Annotated in this window: 16 protein-coding genes and 6 pseudogenes; 14 read left to right on the top strand and 8 right to left on the bottom strand. The window is 37.1% G+C overall.

What is annotated here, in order from left to right:
* Nucleotides 1-507 precede the first annotated feature (507 nt).
* Together IPI65_16335 and IPI65_16330 are read left to right on the top strand one after the other, a co-directional pair.
* Nucleotides 508-714 carry a hypothetical protein gene (locus IPI65_16335; protein MBK7443022.1) on the top strand — a complete coding sequence of 69 codons (207 nt, stop codon included), beginning with the start codon at nt 508-510 and terminating at the stop codon, nt 712-714.
* Between the two features lie 2,423 nt (nt 715-3,137).
* Nucleotides 3,138-3,671, top strand: a complete 534-nt coding sequence (locus IPI65_16330; protein MBK7443021.1) for a hypothetical protein — start codon at nt 3,138-3,140, stop codon at nt 3,669-3,671.
* 49 nt (nt 3,672-3,720) lie between these two features.
* Here IPI65_16330 and IPI65_16325 read toward each other — a convergent pair whose 3' ends face one another.
* Nucleotides 3,721-4,425 carry a Bax inhibitor-1/YccA family protein gene (locus IPI65_16325; protein ID MBK7443020.1) on the bottom strand — a complete coding sequence of 235 codons (705 nt, stop codon included), beginning with the start codon at nt 4,423-4,425 and terminating at the stop codon, nt 3,721-3,723.
* Between the two features lie 167 nt (nt 4,426-4,592).
* Nucleotides 4,593-5,168, bottom strand: a pseudogene (locus IPI65_16320) (tRNA-(ms[2]io[6]A)-hydroxylase).
* Between the two features lie 26 nt (nt 5,169-5,194).
* Here IPI65_16320 and IPI65_16315 point away from each other — a divergent pair.
* From IPI65_16315 to IPI65_16305, 3 genes and pseudogenes are all read left to right on the top strand, one after another.
* Nucleotides 5,195-6,185, top strand: a pseudogene (locus tag IPI65_16315) (glycosyltransferase family 9 protein).
* Between the two features lie 105 nt (nt 6,186-6,290).
* A pseudogene (purB, locus tag IPI65_16310) lies at nt 6,291-7,642 on the top strand (adenylosuccinate lyase).
* 431 nt (nt 7,643-8,073) lie between these two features.
* The gene (locus tag IPI65_16305) at nt 8,074-8,226 is read left to right on the top strand and encodes a hypothetical protein (protein ID MBK7443019.1); all 153 of its coding nucleotides are present in this window, start codon (nt 8,074-8,076) and stop codon (nt 8,224-8,226) included.
* Between the two features lie 73 nt (nt 8,227-8,299).
* Here the strand turns inward: IPI65_16305 and IPI65_16300 are convergent, their stop codons facing one another.
* Nucleotides 8,300-8,509 (bottom strand): type I restriction enzyme HsdR N-terminal domain-containing protein, encoded by a 210-nt coding sequence (locus IPI65_16300; GenBank protein MBK7443018.1) that lies wholly within the window; start codon nt 8,507-8,509, stop codon nt 8,300-8,302.
* Nucleotides 8,510-8,544: 35 nt separating this feature from the next.
* Here IPI65_16300 and holA point away from each other — a divergent pair, with 35 nt between their 5' ends.
* The gene (gene holA, locus IPI65_16295; GenBank protein ID MBK7443017.1) at nt 8,545-9,534 is read left to right on the top strand and encodes a DNA polymerase III subunit delta; all 990 of its coding nucleotides are present in this window, start codon (nt 8,545-8,547) and stop codon (nt 9,532-9,534) included.
* A gap of 39 nt (nt 9,535-9,573) precedes the next feature.
* On the opposite strand, the gene IPI65_16290 is transcribed toward holA, so the two are convergent.
* Nucleotides 9,574-10,506, bottom strand: coding sequence for a bifunctional riboflavin kinase/FAD synthetase (locus IPI65_16290; protein MBK7443016.1), 933 nt, complete (start codon nt 10,504-10,506; stop codon nt 9,574-9,576).
* Between the two features lie 12 nt (nt 10,507-10,518).
* Between IPI65_16290 and IPI65_16285 the strand changes: the two genes are divergently transcribed.
* Both IPI65_16285 and IPI65_16280 read left to right on the top strand, forming a co-directional pair.
* Nucleotides 10,519-10,836 (top strand): hypothetical protein, encoded by a 318-nt coding sequence (locus tag IPI65_16285; GenBank protein MBK7443015.1) that lies wholly within the window; start codon nt 10,519-10,521, stop codon nt 10,834-10,836.
* A gap of 116 nt (nt 10,837-10,952) precedes the next feature.
* Nucleotides 10,953-11,969 carry a hypothetical protein gene (locus IPI65_16280; protein ID MBK7443014.1) on the top strand — a complete coding sequence of 339 codons (1,017 nt, stop codon included), beginning with the start codon at nt 10,953-10,955 and terminating at the stop codon, nt 11,967-11,969.
* A gap of 25 nt (nt 11,970-11,994) precedes the next feature.
* On the opposite strand, the pseudogene truB reads toward IPI65_16280, so the two are convergent.
* The 4 genes and pseudogenes from truB to IPI65_16260 all read right to left on the bottom strand — a co-directional run bounded on the left by truB (nt 11,995) and on the right by IPI65_16260 (nt 14,518).
* Nucleotides 11,995-12,707, bottom strand: a pseudogene (gene truB, locus IPI65_16275) (tRNA pseudouridine(55) synthase TruB).
* Nucleotide 12,708: 1 nt separating this feature from the next.
* A pseudogene (locus IPI65_16270) lies at nt 12,709-13,509 on the bottom strand (undecaprenyl-diphosphate phosphatase).
* A 9-nt stretch (nt 13,510-13,518) separates the two neighbouring features.
* Nucleotides 13,519-13,800 carry a DUF3098 domain-containing protein gene (locus tag IPI65_16265; GenBank protein MBK7443013.1) on the bottom strand — a complete coding sequence of 94 codons (282 nt, stop codon included), beginning with the start codon at nt 13,798-13,800 and terminating at the stop codon, nt 13,519-13,521.
* A 19-nt stretch (nt 13,801-13,819) separates the two neighbouring features.
* Nucleotides 13,820-14,518 carry a hypothetical protein gene (locus IPI65_16260; GenBank protein ID MBK7443012.1) on the bottom strand — a complete coding sequence of 233 codons (699 nt, stop codon included), beginning with the start codon at nt 14,516-14,518 and terminating at the stop codon, nt 13,820-13,822.
* Between the two features lie 1,055 nt (nt 14,519-15,573).
* Here IPI65_16260 and IPI65_16255 point away from each other — a divergent pair.
* The 6 genes and pseudogenes from IPI65_16255 (at nt 15,574) to IPI65_16230 (ending at nt 18,846) form a co-directional block, all read left to right on the top strand.
* Nucleotides 15,574-16,429 (top strand): annotated as a pseudogene (locus tag IPI65_16255) (class I tRNA ligase family protein).
* A 129-nt stretch (nt 16,430-16,558) separates the two neighbouring features.
* A complete protein-coding gene (locus IPI65_16250; GenBank protein MBK7443011.1) occupies nt 16,559-16,645 on the top strand; it encodes a hypothetical protein in 87 nt (28 codons plus the stop codon).
* Between the two features lie 132 nt (nt 16,646-16,777).
* Nucleotides 16,778-17,833, top strand: coding sequence for a class I tRNA ligase family protein (locus tag IPI65_16245; protein MBK7443010.1), 1,056 nt, complete (start codon nt 16,778-16,780; stop codon nt 17,831-17,833).
* Between the two features lie 71 nt (nt 17,834-17,904).
* Complete coding sequence (locus tag IPI65_16240; GenBank protein ID MBK7443009.1) at nt 17,905-18,162, top strand: class I tRNA ligase family protein; 258 nt, start codon at nt 17,905-17,907, stop codon at nt 18,160-18,162.
* A 172-nt stretch (nt 18,163-18,334) separates the two neighbouring features.
* Nucleotides 18,335-18,580, top strand: coding sequence for a hypothetical protein (locus IPI65_16235; GenBank protein ID MBK7443008.1), 246 nt, complete (start codon nt 18,335-18,337; stop codon nt 18,578-18,580).
* Between the two features lie 122 nt (nt 18,581-18,702).
* The gene (locus IPI65_16230; protein ID MBK7443007.1) at nt 18,703-18,846 is read left to right on the top strand and encodes a hypothetical protein; all 144 of its coding nucleotides are present in this window, start codon (nt 18,703-18,705) and stop codon (nt 18,844-18,846) included.
* The last annotated feature ends 2,024 nt before the right edge of the window (nt 18,847-20,870 follow it).

Raw genomic sequence — 20,870 nt, 5'->3', positions numbered from 1 at the left:
TTCCCCATTGGTGGATGCTCATGAAAATGTATTACAGCAGAAATTTACCTGAAGGAAAGATTACTTAATTTTCGTTTTTAAGGCAACGAAAAAGAAAAGAGCCTTACTAAAGAAAATTAAAACCGGAAACTTGAACGAAGACCATTTCCGAAAAATATTGAATGTGCACGATTACCTCATTTTTCTCTTTTTACATTGGCGTATCCCACTTATTTACTTTATTTGACGGTGATGTGTTTTTGCATCTCAACAAAAACTATCATCCTGTTGGTTGCCATTTTCATTTTAGTTTTTTCTGGTAATTGGCGACAGCTTTTTTAATTATCTGCCTTATTTACCCGATACTGATTTATATGTGCATTTATGATTGGCCTGGCAATATCCCGAAACATCATCCGAAATATCTCCTATCTTATATTATATGACAATATTTATTGGCCCCATTTGTTTGAATAGCTCCGGTCGTTTAAGTGCGTTTTTCTGCATTTTCTGTATGTAGTAGCACTGATGTTATTTATCAGAGCATGTAAAGTAGCTAATCCTGAATTTAATGCCGTAGTGAAAGAACGCGCAGCAGCGTTTTCGTGTTACCAGGGGCCGTTTCAACCGTTTACACGACGGCACTTGCGTGAGGCATTTGTTATTTTTGGCTTTGTGTTGTTTTTAACGGATTCTATTAATTTTAATTATGAAGCTATGGAATGGAATCTTTAATTATTGGCAGTATTTAATTTGTGCTATCTGTTGTGCAATTAATCGTGATGGTATTTCCGTGCTCAAAGCTCGCCAACTGGCAGCTTATAAACTGCGTTGCTGTAAGATCCCCTTATGGTGGGGCCATTGTTTACTACGATTATAAGGTTATCTAGACGTTTTGCGATATGTTTCCGGTAGAACAACCATTATCTCCTTCAACTACGGCTGAATCCTTAATTGCAACCGCTAAGTGCAGGCCTCGTTAAGTTATGGTAATGTTATGTGGACTAGCTATATGGATATGGTAATGTGATTATCCGTTTATTATTTTGCAATTTTTGTTTAGTCCTATTAATTTTTTTGCAGACAAATCCTACAGATTTACTGGTTCCATTTTTGGATTGTTTGTTCCTATTTTTTACCATCATAATTTCTACCAAACTCAACCGTATCTGACGCCATTTACCTTGTTGCTATTTATGGTGTTTTATAATTTTATTTGGCGATGGGTGAATATCATCTTGGGGCAGTCTGTCGTATGGCCATTAATGATTATGTTTATTTTACTCTGCCGCTCAAACTGTTGGTAATATTTTATTTCGGCAGGCAGAAACCAAACGGAAGAACTTGAGCATCCGCTGTCGACCATTAACGGCAGATATTTGACCTGCCAGATTGCTGGAACCCAGATTTGACAATTTAATTTGTTGTGCACCCAGATTACTGATTTACAAATCAGATACTATAGTACTTCGCAATAAGTATGCAAAATACTGATATTCGCTTGACTCCCATGTATGCAAAAGTGAACCGAAAAGCCGTAATGCCATATGGCCAATGCCCAGGCGAATTGATGTATCGGTGTTGATGATTTAAACTCCGCGCCGGATTTTATTCAACAATTATTCAAACGGCAGACAATTATCCGGAAATTGATATTTTTCATTTAAAATCCCACCACTTGAACAGCAGCTAAGCTTAAACAATATCCTGTAACGGTTACAAACCATATCATCTGTTCAACAGCAAAGGTGAGTATCGGAAATGGTAATTCGCAAAATCGGCTTACGATGGTAAAATCACTTTGATGGAACGATCGGGCTGGCTACTACTTATGGCGATACCGCGAAGAATTTGTTATGCTTACTGACGCCTTTACGGAAAGGAGCCGGAGTAGCTAGGTTTATTCCGGAATACATTGTTGAACATCCACCCGTGTCCTCGGGAAAATATTTGATGAAGAAGTGGTATCTGATAAAGGTGTGCAATGACAGTCCTGTTTTATTATTGAAAATTTATTCCCCGTAAAACGCGATTTTGCCATCAGAAAATTTGGTGGTATGAATATAAAATACATCGGATTCTCTAATTTGTTATATTAAATGTGAGAAAGGGAAGTCCGCAATTTTTAAAAATGACTAACCCACGTTTTTCCATAATTATGCCCTGTTTACACTCGGAAAGTATCTTCCTGATGCTATAGAGAGATCATAAATCAAAGTTATCGACTAATTGGGAATTAATTGTTATCGATTATTGCGGTGCACTGATAATTCATTTAACTATGTAATCAATTGCAGCAACTCATAGCACAATAATTCCATTACAATTACCTACCAAACAGCGGCGCAGCGGGTTGCCAGAAATTTAGGTATTGATTATGCGAACGAAAATATAATCATTTTTGGATCGGATGATTTACGGTTACCGGATAAGCTGGAAAATTCGGGCCGATTTTACGGAAAAAAGAATCCCGCAATCTCAGCGCCATTTATGCTGCTTGGAATGAAGCGGACAACCTACCAATAAAATACATCAATTAACGCTCCGCCAAAAAATCACCTATAAAACAATTATTAAAAATAATACCATCGGTCGCCCTTACCTGCTAAGGTGTATAATGTAACAGCCTAGAAACAAAACGCTCCTTAACTGGAAAACGTCAGGATTACTAATAAGGCTTATTGAATATTCTTATAGTTTCTTCATACTGCCGAAACTATTCCGCAAGGTTTGCACAATACAGAACCGAGGTGATTCATTATCCGGAAATAAAATTGAAAGTTTTATCTTTATAACTGGGAATTACCATAGGAAATATCAGCAGCTTTCTTTTTTTCGCAGCAGCATATATTTCTCCTGCTTTCGGAATAAAAGTTTAAACGCCTTCCTATGTGTGCAACCATCGTGCACTATTGTTTGGCGCTTCGGGATTAACTGGTCTGTATTGTTACAATAATTATGTAACGATAATTATTATGATGAAGTAATGTTTTGTCTGCAAACAAATCTACCAACTTAATGATAAGCCAAATATTTTAACTGATTTTTCCGACCTGGAAAATTATGCAGCACTTTATGCAAACGCAGATGTGTATTGTTGTTTGGGAACTACAAATAAAAATGTAAATAATAACAAGGAAGCCTATCGCGAAGCGGATATGTACCGACCATTACGTATTGCCAAACTGGCGAAAAATAATAATGCCCGTCAGTATTTGATTATTTCGGCCATGGGTGCCAATGCAAAATCATCTATATTTTATAACCGATTGAAGGGAGAGTTGCAGGATAAATTAATTGCCATGCAGTTGCCGGGATTACATATTTTTGAAGCCTGCCCAACCGGTGCATTAGATACACCTTATCAGATAGATGCATCTAAATGTATTTCCTATTTAACCATCGAATTAAAAGATACTAATATTCCTGAGCAGTTTGCAGGTAAAATGGACAATTGGATATTTGGTTGTGATATTTGTCAAACGGTTTGCCCCTGGAATCGTTTTTCAACAAAACATCAGGAACCTAAGTTTAATGCAAGTGCACAATTGGAGGAAATGGAGCAACAGGACTGGGAAGAAATTACTGCGGAAGTATTTAATCTACTCTTTAAAAAATCTGCAGTAAAAAGAACAAAATTTACCGGCTTGCAACGTAATATTAAATTTATTGAACCCTATTCCGAAAAATAAAAAGCGCCGAAAGTTTCCTGACGGCGCTTTATATATAATTTGCAATTGTTTATTTTCTTCTTCCGAATAAACGCAACAGCATTAAAAATAAATTAATAAAATCGAGGTAAAGTATAAGGGCACCCATTACCGCTTCTTTTCTATCTTCTTCAGTGCCTTCATTGCCTATAATATTCATGTTTTTAATTTTTTGCGTATCATAAGCTGTTAAACCCACAAAAATTAAAATACCCGCATAAGTGGCAATCCAGTATAACATTTCACTTTTCAAAAAGATATTTACTACTGAGGCAATAATTAATCCGAGTAATGCCATCATTAATAAATTACCCATTGAGGTTAAATCTTTTTTCGTAAAATAGCCATAAGCACTCATTATTCCGAATGTTCCCGCTGTTACAAAAAATGTAGAAGCTATAGAACCAAGTGTGTAGGCCAAAAATATAACCGAAAGGGTTAATCCGTTTAAAACGGCATATCCGATAAATAATGCTGTGGCACGTTGGGCTGACATTTTTGCAACTGCCGTAGCGAGATAACCCACTAAAACAATTTCAGCGATGATTAATCCAAAAAATAAAAGTTGGTTGCTCACAATTGCGTAAACCAAACTTGGTGTTCCTGCAACGATATAAGCAATTGCACCGGTAATGGTTAAAGCAAATGCCATCCAGGTATATACTCTGGTCATAAACCGCGCTTGCTCAAGTTGAATATCCCTGAGGGTTAAATTGTTGTCTTGCATTTCATTCATAAGGCTGTATTTTTTGCTGTTTTGCTGATTTAAAGTACGAATATATGGATTTTCGTTATTTGGGTAATTAGCCAGGGCATTATACCTTAAATACCAACTGTTTAATAACATTTTTTGAATAGATAATATGACGAAAAAGCAGTTAAAATATTGTGCAGCATGCTGATTTAGTGGATGTTTGAGCCACTTAATTCCATTTTTTTCATGACCTCCGCTTCATAATCCAACCATTGTTGCCAGCGAATTTTCACTTTTTCCTTCCCACAATAAGTATTCGCAAGTTCGATAAACAGGGTGTAATGTCCCGCTTCACTAACCATAAATTCGTGATAAAAACTGCGTAAAGCGGCATCTTCAAGCCCTTCACTCAACAACCTGAAACGTTCGCAGCTTCTGGCTTCTATGAGGGCACACATCAATAATTTTTCTAACAATTGCTGATCGCGGTTGCCACCTTTTATTTGAAATTTGAGGGCTTGCACATAAACATCATTACGTTGTTTTCCCAATTTCAAGTTGCGCTTTTTTAATTCTTTTAATACCATACGAAAATGCCCCCATTCCTCCGTAACAATTGGCGACACAGCCTCTACCAGTTCTTCCCTGTCCGGAAATATTTGCACCAGCGATATGCATGAAGAAGCTGCCTTTGTTCACAATAGGCGTGGTCCGTAAGTATTTCTTCCAGACTTTTTCCGCAAGATTCACCCAGCGGGGTCGGTGGGTAATTTTAAGCCTAACATTTCAGATATTTGCTGCAAATTTACAAATGCCGGAAAAGATTCTGATAATCAGGTTTAGCTCAATTGGTGATATTGTGCTCACTACGCCGGTAATTCGTTGTATAAAAACCCATTTTCCAAATGCGGCAATTCACTATGCAACAAAATCGCAATATGTAAGTTTATTGGAAGCAAATCCCTATGTCGATAAAATTCATGCTTTTGAGGAAAAAAAATTACCCGACCTCTTAGAACGTTTAGATGCAGAAAAGTTTGATTTAATTATTGATTTACATCATAACCTCAGAACATTTTAATTAAAACAAATTTAGGCATTGAACATCGCTCATTTAATAAATTAAATTTTAAAAAATGGATGATTGTAAAATTCAAAATCAACAAATTGCCAGCAAAACATATTGTTGACCGCTATCTTGAAACAACTAAAGATTTTGGGGTAACAAATGATGGTAATGGACTGGATTATTTTATACCATCTCACGGACATGTTGACATAACAACTTTACCTGAAACATTCCACCGCGGATATATAGCATTTGTGATCGGTGCAATGCACAACACCAAAAAATTACCTTTAAATAAAGCCGTTGAATTGTGTAATCAGTTGAAATATCCTATTATTTTAATTGGTGGGAAAGAAGATACTGCTATGGGTGATTCAATTGTAACGCAATCATCAAACAACATGTATAATGCCTGCGGAAAATATACACTGAATCAAAGTGCTTCCATTTTACAACAGGCACAAAAAGTAATTGCGCATGATACAGGAATGATGCATATTGCTGCAGCATTAAAAAAAGATATTATTTCAATTTGGGGTAACACCATTCCAGAATTTGGTATGTATCCCTATTTTGGTAACACCAATTCGCTGCAAGCACAACGTGCTTCCCATAAAATTTTAGAAGTAAACGGACTAGCTGCCGCCCATGTTCCAAAATCGGTTTTGAAGTCTGCCCCAAAAGCCATTTTAAGTGTATGCAGTTGCAGGATTTTGACATTTTACGGGATTAAACCACACTTTTTTCATTCAATACCTCGCACTAATCAGGCATTTGGCTTTGAAATCCCCCATATCCCCCTATTTTCCGTAACTTTGCACCCTAAAATTTGAATCCAATGGATGAACGCGAATTGTTGAATATTTCGCCTATAGATGGCCGTTACCATAGTAAAGTAGCTGAACTGGGTCAGTATTTCTCAGAATATGCTCTGATGAAGTTCAGAATTTATGTGGAGGTGGAATATTTTATCGCCATGACGGAATTGCCCATTCAACAATTAAAAGACTTCGATTCTGACAATAGAGGTAAGTTAAGAAATATTTATAAGAAATTTAATGTTGAAGAATGTCAGCAAATTAAAGCCATTGAAAGTAAAATTAATCACGACGTAAAAGCGGTTGAATATTTTATAAAAGATAAATTTGATGAATTAGGATTTGGAAAATGGAAAGAATTTATTCATTTTGGTTTAACCTCTCAGGATATAAATAATACCGCTATCCCCATTTCATTGCGCGATGCATTAATTGATGTATATGCTCCAATGCTGGAAGATTTAATTAATACGTTGAGTGAATTAGCCATTCAGTGGACTAAAATACCAATGCTTGCACGAACACACGGTCAGCCCGCTTCACCAACAATGCTGGGTAAAGAAGTAAGGGTATTTATTGAGCGCCTTAGTAAACAACGTAATGTATTTAATGCCATTCCGTTTAGTGCAAAATTTGGCGGTGCTACCGGTAATTTTAATGCACATTTTGTTGCTTATCCCGATATCGACTGGATTTCTTTCGCCGATGATTTTGTTTCTTCACGTTTAGGTTTGGAACGCTGCCGTTATACCACACAAATTGAACATTATGATAATATGGCAGCCGCATTTGATGGCTTAAAAGAATTAATACGATTTTAATTGATATGAGCCGCGACTTCTGGACATATATTTCGATGGATTATTTTAAACAGCGCATTAATAAAGATGAAGTAGGTTCTTCAGCGATGCCGCATAAAGTAAATCCAATCGATTTCGAAAATGCAGAAGGTAATTTAGGTATCGCCAATGCCATGTTTGAACACCTTTCTGCAAAATTGCCGATTTCCCGATTACAGCGCGATTTAACAGATTCAACTGTATTGCGCAACATCGGAGTGCCAATGGCGCACACCATCCTCGCATTTAAATCGATATCCCGTGGATTAAAAAAATTACAAGTGAACGAAACAAAAATTCACGACGATTTAGATAATAACTGGGCCGTAATTGCCGAAGCCATTCAAACCATTCTCCGCAGAGAAAATTACCCCCAACCTTACGAAGCCTTAAAAAACCTAACCCGCAACGGTCAAACCATTACAAAAGCCACCATGCAGGAATTCATAAACGGTTTAGATGTAACTGAAGACATAAAAGAACAATTACGCGGCATAACCCCATTTAATTATACTGGGATGCGCTATTTTTAATTGTAAAAATCAATATCAATATCAATATCAATATCAATATCAATATCAATCAATCTAACCGGCATTAATACAATATAAATAAAACAGCGTCAATCTTTAATAAACCCATTTATACATTATTATAAAAAAATCAGCGACCCGCTAGCCGGGTTCAGCGTTCCAAAAAACATCCATTTATCCAATATAAAAAAATCAGCGAGTTTCATTTAAAAATCTATTTATACATTCTAAAAAATCAGCCTAAATCCAACAAAATCCGCGACCCGCTTGCCGGGTTCAGCGTTCCTAAAAACATCCATTTATCCAATTTAAAAAAATCAGCGTCCCACTTGCGGGTATCCTTTACCGATCCAACCAAAAAAATCAGTTTACATCAGCTAAAATCCGCGACCCGCCTGCCGGGTTCAGCGTTCCCTCCTTAACGTCGAAATATGCCCACCACACCCCTAATCGAAAACATAGATTATTACATCAACAAAGACGGCCTCCTCGTATTCACCGAAAAATACTTACTGGAACGCGGTTACTGTTGCGGAAACGGATGTTTACATTGCCCTTACAATCATAAAGAAGTAAAAAAGTAATTATTCGGATTTTAATTTGGGTAATAAAACCGAAAGCTCCGGTAATTCTTCTAAAAAAGTAACCTTTCCTTTTCTAAATCCACACAACAACCAATATTAGTTTTTCGAGGCTGATGAGCGATTTGGGAAAACCATAATCATTGATGAGGTAATGCACAATATGCTGGCGCACCCATTCCTCGGGCGTTAGCACCACATTTTTTTTTCTGATGATGTCGAAAATGAACTGCTGTGCTGCATCCGATGTAATGTTGAAATCGTATTTCGAAAAGCGGATTTCCATGCCGCCGTAAATTTACAATTAATTAGCTTTGCACTATGGACTACCGCGACCTGATTGCCGATATAAAAGCCAGAAAATTTAAACCCGTTTATTTACTGCACGGGGATGAATCGTATTATATCGACAAATTGAGCGAATACATGGAGGACAATATCCTTACCCCTGAACAAAAAGATTTTAACTGCTCTATTTTTTACGGTAAAGACAGCAATCCGCAACAGGTTATGGATGCTGCTATGCGTTTTCCTATGTTCGCTGATTTTAATCTGGTTATCCTCCGCGAAGCACAAATGATGAAAACCCGTGGCAGTGAACTCGACAAACTGGAAACCTACGTTGAACGTGCATCGCCAACCACTATTTTAGTAATTTGTTATAAGGACGGAAAATATGATGCGCGTAAAAAGTTATTTAAACAAATAAAGGAAAAAGGACTGGTTTACGAATCAGAAACTCTAAAGGAAGCAGATGTGCCGATTTTTATTGATAATTATTTAAAAAGAAAAAAAGTAACGGCAGATAGTAAAGCGATACGCGTGCTCATTGATTACCTCGGCACCGATTTGTCGAAAATGACCAATGAGCTCGATAAATTATGTATTAACCTTCCGGCTAACGGACAAATTACCGTTGAGCAGATTGAAAAAAATATTGGCATCAGTAAAGATTATAATGTGTACGAATTACAAAGTGCACTGCTCATGAAAAATGCTACTAAAGTATTTACTATTGTAGATTATATTAATGATAACCCAAAGGCAAATCCGTTTATTCTGACCATTGCCAACATACACGCAGCTTATCAGAAATTATATCATTTAATTTTAGGGGTGATGTTACCGATTTCGATATGTTTAAAATTTACGGCATACATTCATCTCAAAAAAATGAATTTCGAAATGCCCGCAAACATTATAGCAGAGAACGTGTGGAAGAAATTTTCGAACTCATATTACAATACGATTTACGCTCCAAAGGTGTTGAAAACGGGGAAACAGAACACGGTGCCCTGCTCAAAGAATTAACTTATAAATTGATTAGTTAATTAATAAAGTTGCAGCGCTTTATCTTCGTTCATTGCTGCTACTAGTGCATCTACACTTTGAATTTTTTATCTTTCTGATAAATGCCAAAAATTCCACTGTTATCGTTTCACCATAAATGGTGTCGCTGAAATTCAGGATATTTACCTCAATACGTTTTTCAGTTTTATTAAAGGTAGGTCGTGTGCCAATACTCAATAACCCATAATATTTATTCGGATTATTTTTAATATGCACAGCAGTCAGGTAAACACCATCTGCCGGTATCAGCTTATTACTTTCTTCAACATAAATATTTGCAGTAGGGAAGCCCAAGGTTCTGCCAATTTGATCGCCCTTAATTACCGGGCCGGAAATTTCATAATGATAACCCAGTAAGTCGTTCGCTTCACTGATATTTCCTTCTTTTAAATAATTTCTGATTTTTGAAGAACTTACCGTAACGCTGTCGATTACATGTGCAGGAATTTCTTCAATTTGAATAGCATAATCACCGGCAATTTTTTTCAGCAAATGAATATCTCCGGAACGGTCTTTCCCGAATTTATGGTCATAGCCAAATACAATAATTGCAGGATGAAATTTTCCGATCAAAAATGTTTTGGCATAATCTTCTGCACTGATTTCTGAAAACTCGCGTGAAAATGGTACCACCACCACAACATCCACTCCGTATTGCTCCAGTATTTTAATTTTTTCCTCTAAGGTGGTTAAATAATAAACAGGTGATTCGGGGGTGATGATATGTCGCGGATGGGGATGAAATGTAATAATCACACTTTTACCATCAATAGCTTTGGCCGAAGCCGTAATTTTTTGGATAATTTCGTAATGGCCGGTATGCACCCCATCAAACGTACCAATGGTAATTACTGAGCCCGAGAGGTCGGGAAGCTGATTTAAATCTCTTAAAACTTGCATATCACGCAACAAATGTAAAGATTTGTAGCCCATTAATTTCTATCGATGACTAACAGCCCTGTGCATAAACCTTATTATGATAACATCTATCTGTTTATAGGGTTATTGTTTACGGCATACCTATGCGCCAGAGCGATTATTATTCCTATGACAATTGATGAGGCAGGAACCTATTTTAATTATACACCGCTGAAGGTTTGGGATATTATTTTTTATACTAAAGATTCCTCCCCAAATAACCATGTATTAAATACCCTGGGCATTAAATTATTTACACAATTATTTGGGGTGACTTCCTTTACGGTGCGCCTCACCAATTTACTGGCATTTGTGTTATATTTTTTGTGTCTGTTGAATTATTAAAAAAAATCAGAAATGAATTTTGGTTTGTATTATGTGGTATTTTCATATTGGTTTGTAACCCTTACCTTCTCGATTTTTTCGCCTTAGCCCGCGGTTACGGTTTGTCCATCGGGTTAATGGTATTGTCCATTTATAAGTTCTACCAATATCTCACCCAAAAAAATATACATCATTTAACCTATACCTACATTAGCGCAGCCTTAGCCGTTCTTGCTAATTTTACCCTGCTCAATTATTACCTGGTATTGGTGTTTTTAACTATGGTTATTATTTTAACCGAATCGAACAAAAAAGATATTTTCAAAAAAATATTACCTGTTTTTTTAACCATTATAGTATTGGCTGCAATCATCTATAATCCAATAAAAAAAATGGTGAGCACCGACCAGTTTGTATATTGGGGAACGGAGAGTTTTTATAAATCTACACTACTGCCATTGGTAGATGCGATGCGCTACAGTGAATTATATTTTGGAATTAAACCCGCTACTGTTTTCACCATACTATTTATCATTGTATACATCGGTTTAAGTGCTTATGTAATTCAACAGTTTATCAAACATCGTTTAAAAGCCTTAGCAAATTTTGGCGTAATCTGTTACCTTGTTTTGAGCGGTATTATCACCGTTACAATTTTACAGTTTCATCTCATTGATGTCCCCTTCCTGAATGCCCGTGGTGCGATATTTATGTATCCACTATTTGTACTTATTGTAATTATTACAATAAGTAACATCTTTACCCAAAAGCAACGCCTGAGAAACCTCATTTTAGCGGTATTTTTGTGTATTGGACTAATCCACTTTTTTAACACAGCCAACTTTAGGTATTATCGCGACTGGTGGTTCGATGCACATACAAAGGACGTGCTAACATGGATAGATGAACATCATCCCCAAAAAGAAAAAGTTACCTTAAACTGTTCCTGGATTTTTAATAACTCATTACATTTTCATAAAGATGTAAGTAATTTTTATAATTTGGAATTAGCAACGTTTAATCATGATTTACAACCGGATGGAAATTACATGTATTATTATTGTCAGCGCGGCGAAGTTGAAACACTCAGTAAAAATTACGTAGAATTATTCAGCTACCACTACGGTGAGTTTGTATTAATGCAACATAAATAATTGGGTATAAAGCGCAGTAAAAATATTACAAAGATTCATCCGTTTTGGCAACAATAATTCCTTTCAACAAGGTTTCCATTTCAATAGCATCGTCAATTAAAAATTCGCCAACACGGGTTCTGCAAAGTGCAGTTAAATAACCACCGCAGCCCAAAAATTTACCGAAATCAAATGCAAGTGAGCGAATATAGGTGCCCTTACTACAATGCACTAAAAATCTACTTCAGGCAAACGAATACCGGTGATTTCAAATTTAAAAAGCGTTATTGTTCGCGTTTTTAATTCAACTGTTTCGCCTTCGCGGGCATAGTTATAAGCGCGAATACCATTTACCTGAACCGATGAATAAACCGGCGGCATTTGTTCCTGCTCGCCAATAAATTGTTGTGCTGCAGCATAAATTTTTTCTTCAGTAATTCCATCTAAAGAAAACGTTTCCGACACAGCAGTTTCGGCATCATAACTTGGTGTGTTGGCGCCTAATGTGATTGTGCCGGTATATTCTTTATCTAACCCCTGTAACGACTCTGTGCGTTTTGTTGCTTTGCCGGTAAGTAATAATAATAAGCCGGTCGCCAATGGATCGAGTGTTCCGGCATGTCCGATTTTCATTTTTTTATCGCTGCAATAACGTTTAATTGGTGAACGTAATTTTGCAACTACGTCGTGGCTCGTCCAGCGTAATGGTTTATTAATTAAAATAATTTTTCCTTCGATTAATTCCTGAGGTGTAAACATATTATACAATCTGCAAATCGTAACCCAAAGCAAGTAATACTAAAATAACGGTGCCCACAATAATGCGATAATAACCAAATATTTTAAATCCTTTTTTGGTGAGGAAATTAACAAAACTGCGCATGGCAAAAATGGCGATTATAAATGCAACCACATTACCTATAATTAATGGGGTGTAATCGGCAGAAGTAAATCCCGGGCCATCGCTGTATAATTTATACAATTTATATCCTGTTGCGGCAAACATGGTTGGCACGGCAAGAAAAAATGAAAATTCTGCTGCTACTTTTCGGGTGAGTTTTTGTGTTAATCCGCCAATAATTGTTGCGGCAGAACGTGATACCCCCGGCACCATGGCAATACATTGAAATACGCCAATCACAAATGCATTTTTATATCCGATTTTTTCGGTGCTGCTTACGTCACCGGTAATATCTGCACCAAATAAACGGTCGACAAATAATAACACCACACCACCTGCAATTAATGCTATGGCAACAACCGTTACATTTTCGAGCATGGCATCAATTTGATCGCCTAATAAAAATCCCAAAATGGCAGCAGGAATAAATCCGACAAATAGTTTGAAATAAAAATTTACACTTTGAAAAAATTTCTTCCAGTATAAAACGACCACCGATAAAATAGCGCCAAATTGAATAGCAACGGTATACGATTTGTAAAATCATCGTGCGCAATGCCCATGAGCGATGAAGCAATAATCATGGCCGGTAGACGACACGGGTAAAAATTCAGTTATTCCTTCCACGATGGCAAGAACAACCGCTTCGATAATGGTCATAAGGATGTATTATTTTTTTGATCTGTGAAACACAGCGTAGATCTCAATGATAAAACCAAGAATAACAACAATTGGTGCAACAGTAATTCTGGTGGTGCTATAAACCTCATCCGGATTAAACACATTCGGGTCGTCGCTTTTGCCACCGCTCATCAACATAAATCCGATGATGATTACAATTAATCCAACACCAATAAGTATATAATTTTCTCTGCCCAAAACCATTTTACCGGTGGTAGCAGGAGCTGTTGATTTTGTGTTGTCTTTCTTAGCGGGTTGCTGATTTTCCATCTTGCTGCAAATTTAATTATTAATACAGTTCATCCAGTTTCATCCTGATATATTTATGAACCGAATTTCTGGTGCTGAACCAGGTAATGAGCACGCCCACCCCAATCAGCATTAAAAATGTAAAAATAAAACCTCTTTTGATAGTACCGTTACTAAAATCCCAATAATTGAAATTATTATGGACATAAATCACCCCAATCAGCAATAAAAGCAGGGCTATAAAGGCCGAAACCAGTCCGTTGATCACACTTCGACGCACATAAGGCCCCGTTATAAATGACCGTGTGGCACCCACCAGTTGCATACTGCGCACCAAAAAGCGGTTGCTATACATGCTCAGGCGTATGGTTTTATCGATAATGGCAATGGAAATTAATAAAAACAGGATGCTAAACCCGGCAATAATAAATCCTGCTATTTTCAGGTCATTATCCACCGAACTGATGAGTTCCTCATTGGCTCTTGTATGGGTAACTTCAGGATATAATTGCAATTTTTCTCTGAACAATTTAATCGAATCAACATTCACCGCAGAAGCGTCCAAAGTCACGTCCACCGAGGCCGGCAGGGGATTTACATCTCCCAAAATTTCCGTAGGATCCTCATTAAACTTGTCCTCAAACAATTTCATCGCATCATCCTTCGAAATAAATTTTGTCGCCTTAACACTCGACTCCGATTCAATTTTTTTGAGCAGTTTATCAATGTCGGTCTGCAGTCAAACCCTCCCTTCAAATAAGCCGAAATAACCATATCTTCCTTGATATTGGCCTCTTCATACTTAAATGAAATAAACAAAATGCTCATCAACCCCAACATCAATAATGCAAGGGAAGTAATGAGAATAGAGTTGATATAATGCGTTTGTTTACGCTGCAGCGATTTACCTACCTGTTGCGACATTGAGGCAAATTTAAGCCATAACCTCCTTGCCCGCAATGCCTTAACATGTTAGTAACTCAATGCATTGTGGTGAATTGTAGATAATTAGCAAATTAGCCGATTAGCAAATTAGCTAATGGGGTGAGTCGTTAGGTTGGACTTTTAAGTAAAATTGAAATTTAGGTTAGGAAATTACCTGGGTTAGGAGCAGGGGTTAATATTTATTAGGGTAAATCGCAGCTTCGAATGTAAATCTTAGTCCCTTATCCGTTGTTCCAATGGTACTTCATCTCGGGCTAATATTGATTAGCCTCAACGTGAGCTACGAAATTAATTTTTACTCCAAATCGGCTGTTCCATTGGTACAGCTGCACATTAATTTTAAACCCTAATCGGAGCTCCGAATTTCAATTGTACTCCTAACCGGCTGTTTAATTAGCACATCAGCACATCAGCCCATTAGCACATTAATCGGCTGTTCGGCATTTTTTATCCGGACTAATATTGATTAGCCGCAACGTTACTCCAAATTTTGTTTTTACTCCAAATCGGCGGTTCCATTGTACATTGTCCAACTCTGAAATGACATTCATACTCCAAATCGGCTGTTTAATTGAGTATTCATTCCAGCTCCGAATAACATTTTTACTCCAAACCGGCTGTTCCATTGGGCATACGGTATATTGGGCGAATAACATTTTTACTCAAAATCGGCTGTTAATCAGCACATCAACACATTAGCACATCAGCACATTAATTACCTTTGCATTATGGATTATTCAATAAACCTCATTCAGGAACTCGAACAGAAGTGGAATCAGAAATGGAAAAACACCGGTTTGTATAAGGTCACTAAAGAACCCTACCAGGCCGAAATATTATGTGTTAGATATGTTTCCACCTGAGTGGTAGCGGTTTGCACGTTGGTCACCCTCTGGGTTATGTTGCCAGCGATATTATTGCGCGTTTTAAACGATTACAGGGATTTAATGTGCTCCATCCAATGGGATTCGATGCCTTTGGGTTGCCTGCGGAACAATATGCAATAGAAACAGGTCAGCACCCTGCAGTTACCACCGAAAAAAATATTGATTATTTCCGTGAGCAATTATTGCGCATGGGATTTTGTTACGACTGGTCACGCGAAGTGAAAACCAGCGACCCGAAATTTTATAAATGGATACAATGGATTTTTACGCAATTATTTAAATGCTGGTATAATCCATTTACCAATAAATCAGAATACCTCGAATCATTAATTACCATTTTAAATGCAGAAGGAACAAGCAGATTATTTGCTTTAGATAAATGCACAGATTTAATTGATGCAGAAGCGTGGAAAAATTATGATAAAGCTGACCGCGAAAAATTATTAATGCAATTCCGTTTGGCTTATCTCGATTATGCCGATATCTGGTGGTGCGAAATGTTAGGTACCGTACTTGCCAACGATGAAGTTAAAGATGGTGTCAGCGAAAGGGGAGGGCATCCGGTAGAAAAAATAAAAATGCGTCAGTGGTTTTTGCGCATTACCGAATTTGCCGACCGTTTGCTGGAAGGCCTTAACCGTGTGGATTTCAGTGAAAGTATGAAAGAAATGCAACGCAACTGGATTGGTAAAAGTGAAGGTGCATTAGTGCAATTTAATGTTGCGGTTCCTATAAAATTGTTGAAATATTTACTACGCGTCCCGACACCATTTTTGGTGCAACATTTATGGTGTTGGCACCGGAACATGATTTGGTAAATGCAATTACTACAGCAGAACAACGTATCGCAATTGAAGAATATATTAATATGTAAAAAGCAGAAGTGAACGCGATAGAATTAGTGAAGTTAAAAAGTAACTTGCGAATTTACCGTGCATACGCAGTGAATCCGTTTTAATGGAAAAAATATTCCGATTTATATCGCAGAATATGTTTTAGCAGGATATGGAACCGGGCAATTATGGCAGTGCTAAGTAACGATGATCGCGATTTTGCGTTTGCAGAAAATTTGGCATCGAAATAATTTCGGTGGTTGATCAATCTGCTTATCCGAATGTTTCGCGTGAAGATAAATTGGCGATGATAAATTCCGAATTTTAAACGGAATGGAAGTAAAAGATGCGATTAATAAAATATTGAGCGAAATAGAAAATCAGCATAAAGGTAAACGCAGAGTAAATTATCGTTTGCGCGATGCCGGATTTTCTCGCCAGCGTTATTGGGGCGAACCATTTCCAATTTATTATGAAAATGGTATTGCTCAATTACTCGATGAAAACGAATTGCCGTTATTGTTGCCACAAGTGGAAAGTTATAAACCTGCAGGCGCTGCAAAATCACCATTGTCAGGTATTACCGAATGGGTAAATTTCGCTCCGGCAAAAACCCGTGAAACCGACACCATGCCGGGTTATGCGGGCTCCAGTTGGTATTTTTATCGGTATATGGATGTAGATAATAACGGTGAATTTGCCTCAAAAGCGAAAATAGATTATTGGCAGGATGTCGATTTTTATATTGGCGGAACTGAACATGCCGTTGGCCATTTATTGTATTCCTGTATGTGGAATAAATTTTTATACGATTTAAATTTTGTGCCTAAAGATGAACCGTATAAACGATTGGTAAATCAGGGAATGATTCAGGGTGTTTCGAAAATTGTTTATCGGGTGAGCGGAACAAATTTATTTGTTACCAAATCGCAAAAACAAAATTACGAAGTAACTGAATTACGTGTTGATACCAAACTTGTGAAAGATGATGTGCTCGATATCGAAAAATTTAAAACATGGAGAGCCGATTTTAGAGATGCAGAATTTATTTTGGAAGATGGAAAATATTTTTGTGGCAGCGAAGCCGAAAAAATGTCGAAATCAAAACACAATACTGTAAATCCCGATGACGTAATCAACGAATACGGTGCAGATTGTTTCCGCATGTATGAAAATGTTTTTAGGTCCGCTCGATGCCAAAACTTGGGATACCAAGGTGGTACCGAGTGCAGGGATTTTTGCGCAAGCTGTGGCGATTATTTATCGATGAAAACGGAATTGTTCGAGTTAATAATGGAAACACCTACTGCTGCTGAATTAAAAATATTGCATAAAACAAATAAAAAGCCGGAGAAGATATCGAAAAACTCAGCTTTAATACAGCGGTGAGTGCATTTTATGATTTGTGTAAATGAATTGCAGGCAGCTAAATGTTATAAACGTGAAGTGCTCGAAAATTAATTGTAATTGCACCATTTGCACCATTTATTACCGAAGAATTATGGGAAAATGCGGATATACTAACATCTATTCATCAAACCAATTGGCCACAATTTGATGGCACTTATCTTACTGAAAGTAATTTCAGTTATCCGGTTTCAATAAACGGGAAAGTGCGCGCAAACATTGAATTGCCGCTGGATATGGAAGAAGCAGAAATAAAATACCAGCTTGCTTTGGATGCTGTTGTTAAATGGACAGAAGGTAAAAGAACCTAAAAAGTAATCATTGTGAAAGGCGAATTGTAAATGTGGTATTGTAATTTTTATTGAACGCTTTTAATAAAAATGGTGTTCCTATCTAAAATCCAAAGCAAAAAATTTAAATAGTAAATTTGTATCATGTCACCCACAACTGCTAAATCCATACGATTGGTTGAATGTCTGCGCGATGCCATGCAGGGTTTGTACTGATTTTATTCCAACGGATAAAAAAGTGGCTTATATCAATCAACTCCTTAAAGTTGGTTTCGATACCATCGATTTCGGCAGTTTTGTTTCACCAAAAGCAATCCCGCAAATGGCTGATACAGCCGAGGTTCTAGCCCAACTCGATTTAAAAAATGCCAAATCGAAATACTCGCCATTATTGGTAATGTGCGTGGTGCTGAAGATGCTGTTAAATATGAGGCAATAACCCATTTAGGTTTTCCATTTCTATTTCTGAAACATTTCACAACGTAATATAAATTCCAGTATCACCGAAAGTGTGAATGCAGCAGGAAATAAAAAGTTGTGCGACGATAACGGAAAAAACTTATGATTTTATATTTCCATGGGTTTTGTAATCCGTATGGCGATCCGTGGAGTGCAGAAATTGCAGCGCAATGGGTCGAAAAACTCGTTGCCATGAATATTAAATATGTTTCGCTTGCCGATACCATTGGAAGTTGCAAATCCTGAAAGTATAAATTATTGATTTACACATTTAATTCCCAAGTTTCGTGAAGTAGATTTTGGTGCACATCTCCATACCACACCCGATGCCTGGCCCGGAAAAATTGATGCCGCATATAACAGTGGCTGCACCCGATTCGATGGTGCTACTCAAGGCGGCTCCGGAGGTTGTCCAATGGCGGCAGACGACCTCTGCAGGTAATATGGCAACTGAAAATATCCAATATTTCGACCACGAAAATGCTATCCATGGGTATCAATAAATTCTGAATTCCGCGAAAGTGTGCGCAAGGCATTAATTACCTTTCCGGTATAAAATTTATTACTTATTGTAAATCATCCAATAAAAGTAGTTTTATAAAATAAATCGACAATTTTCAATCATAAATTTCGTTCTTGAAAAATACCCAAATCAACAAATCTTCAATCTTCAATTTAAATATTTTTTGAAGCATGAACTTCCCGCGTTAGCCAGCACACAATCTCAACCGCTATCCATTCCGGCCGGGTATTAATCGTAAGCTGCGGCATAAGAATAACCCAAATCAACAAATTCAATTTCTAAATCAAACAATCCCTCCTCCCCGGCCTCCATACTATCCGGCTAGGAATCGCTGCATCGTTACTATCACAAAATTATTCGTGTATAAATTAACTTAATACTTATAAATGTAAATCTTGAAAATAAATTTAATTTAACCTAAAATAATCATGTTATGAGCAACGCAATCAACTGGTTCGAAATTCCTGTTTAGATTTCAACCGAGGCAAAAAATTTTACGGGAACAATTTTAGCAGCAGAAATGCCTGTTATGGAAGCAATGGGTATGCAATCAGCCTTTTTCCTGTCGATTTACAATCAGGTGCAATTGGTGGATGTATCATCAAAGGCGCAGGTTATGAACCTTCTGCAAAAGGTGCCTTGGTATATTTAAATGGGGGCAGGATTGGAATGTAATTTAGACAGAGTTACTGCAGCCGGGCGGCGTAATAACTTTACCTAAAACGGCAATTGGCAAAAATGGATTTATGTACATTTTACTGACAGTGAAGGAAATAAAATCGGATTACATTCTGCATAAAATAATACGAAAATTTAATTCAACAGCAGCGTTAATTATTAATCATGTTACATTTCACAAACCAATTATAACACAACGATTAACCCGCAATTAATTCAGCCGGAGGATAATTTATTTGTCCTTGAAATATTAAATTCCCCGGCTGGATTCAATTTATCGGCGACCGCCAAAGTCCGCAATTCCGATGATGCCGCCGCCTATATCAACAAAATCATGAGACTACCCGATTTATATTATTGGGTAGCAACAATCACCGACACGCAAACAAACCTATCGCATCATCTCCTACATCAAACGCAATTACCTCGACGACTATGATTTAGGTTTTTGCCTTATGCCACAATTCCAGTCCCCAGGTTACGCCTTCGAAGCCGCCAACACCATTTTATAAGCCCGCAAAACAAACGATTCCTCCGCCAAAATATTAGCCACCCTTTTACCCACCAACACCAGCTCCATAAACCTCCTAACCTGTCTTGGCTTCCAAATTCGAACAACCCATGGATGTGGATGGAGAGTTGTTGCATATATATGTGATATGATTCAAATTAATTAATATCGTTTTGCGTTTAATTTTAAGATTTAGGTTTATAAAACAAAATCCCAACTTTCAACCCATGAAAAACAACCTGATATTTTTTATCCTTTTGAGTGCAATTACAGTATTAATTGTATCAGGCAAATCCAATGTTCCAACAACTTTTTGTTAAAAACACGTGCAATAATTAATAATGAGCTAGGTAGAGAAACCTACCAATCGTAATTAAAATTTAATTTAACTGATAAACCAATTAGCGGTGACATAATGGTAGCAAAACCGCCTCCCAAGAATCAGCAAAATCATGTAGTGGTGAAACAAAACGTGATTGTTAGAAAATGTATCAAATTAAAAATAAAAATTAAATTCCAGCGACGCCAACCAACCGCGTAGCTTTACTCTTCCTGATA

Source organism: Bacteroidota bacterium, assembly GCA_016706255.1.
Lineage (GTDB): Bacteria > Bacteroidota > Bacteroidia > Chitinophagales > BACL12 > UBA7236.
Note: the sequence above shows the minus strand (reverse complement) of the source record. Positions and strands in the feature narration are given on the sequence as shown.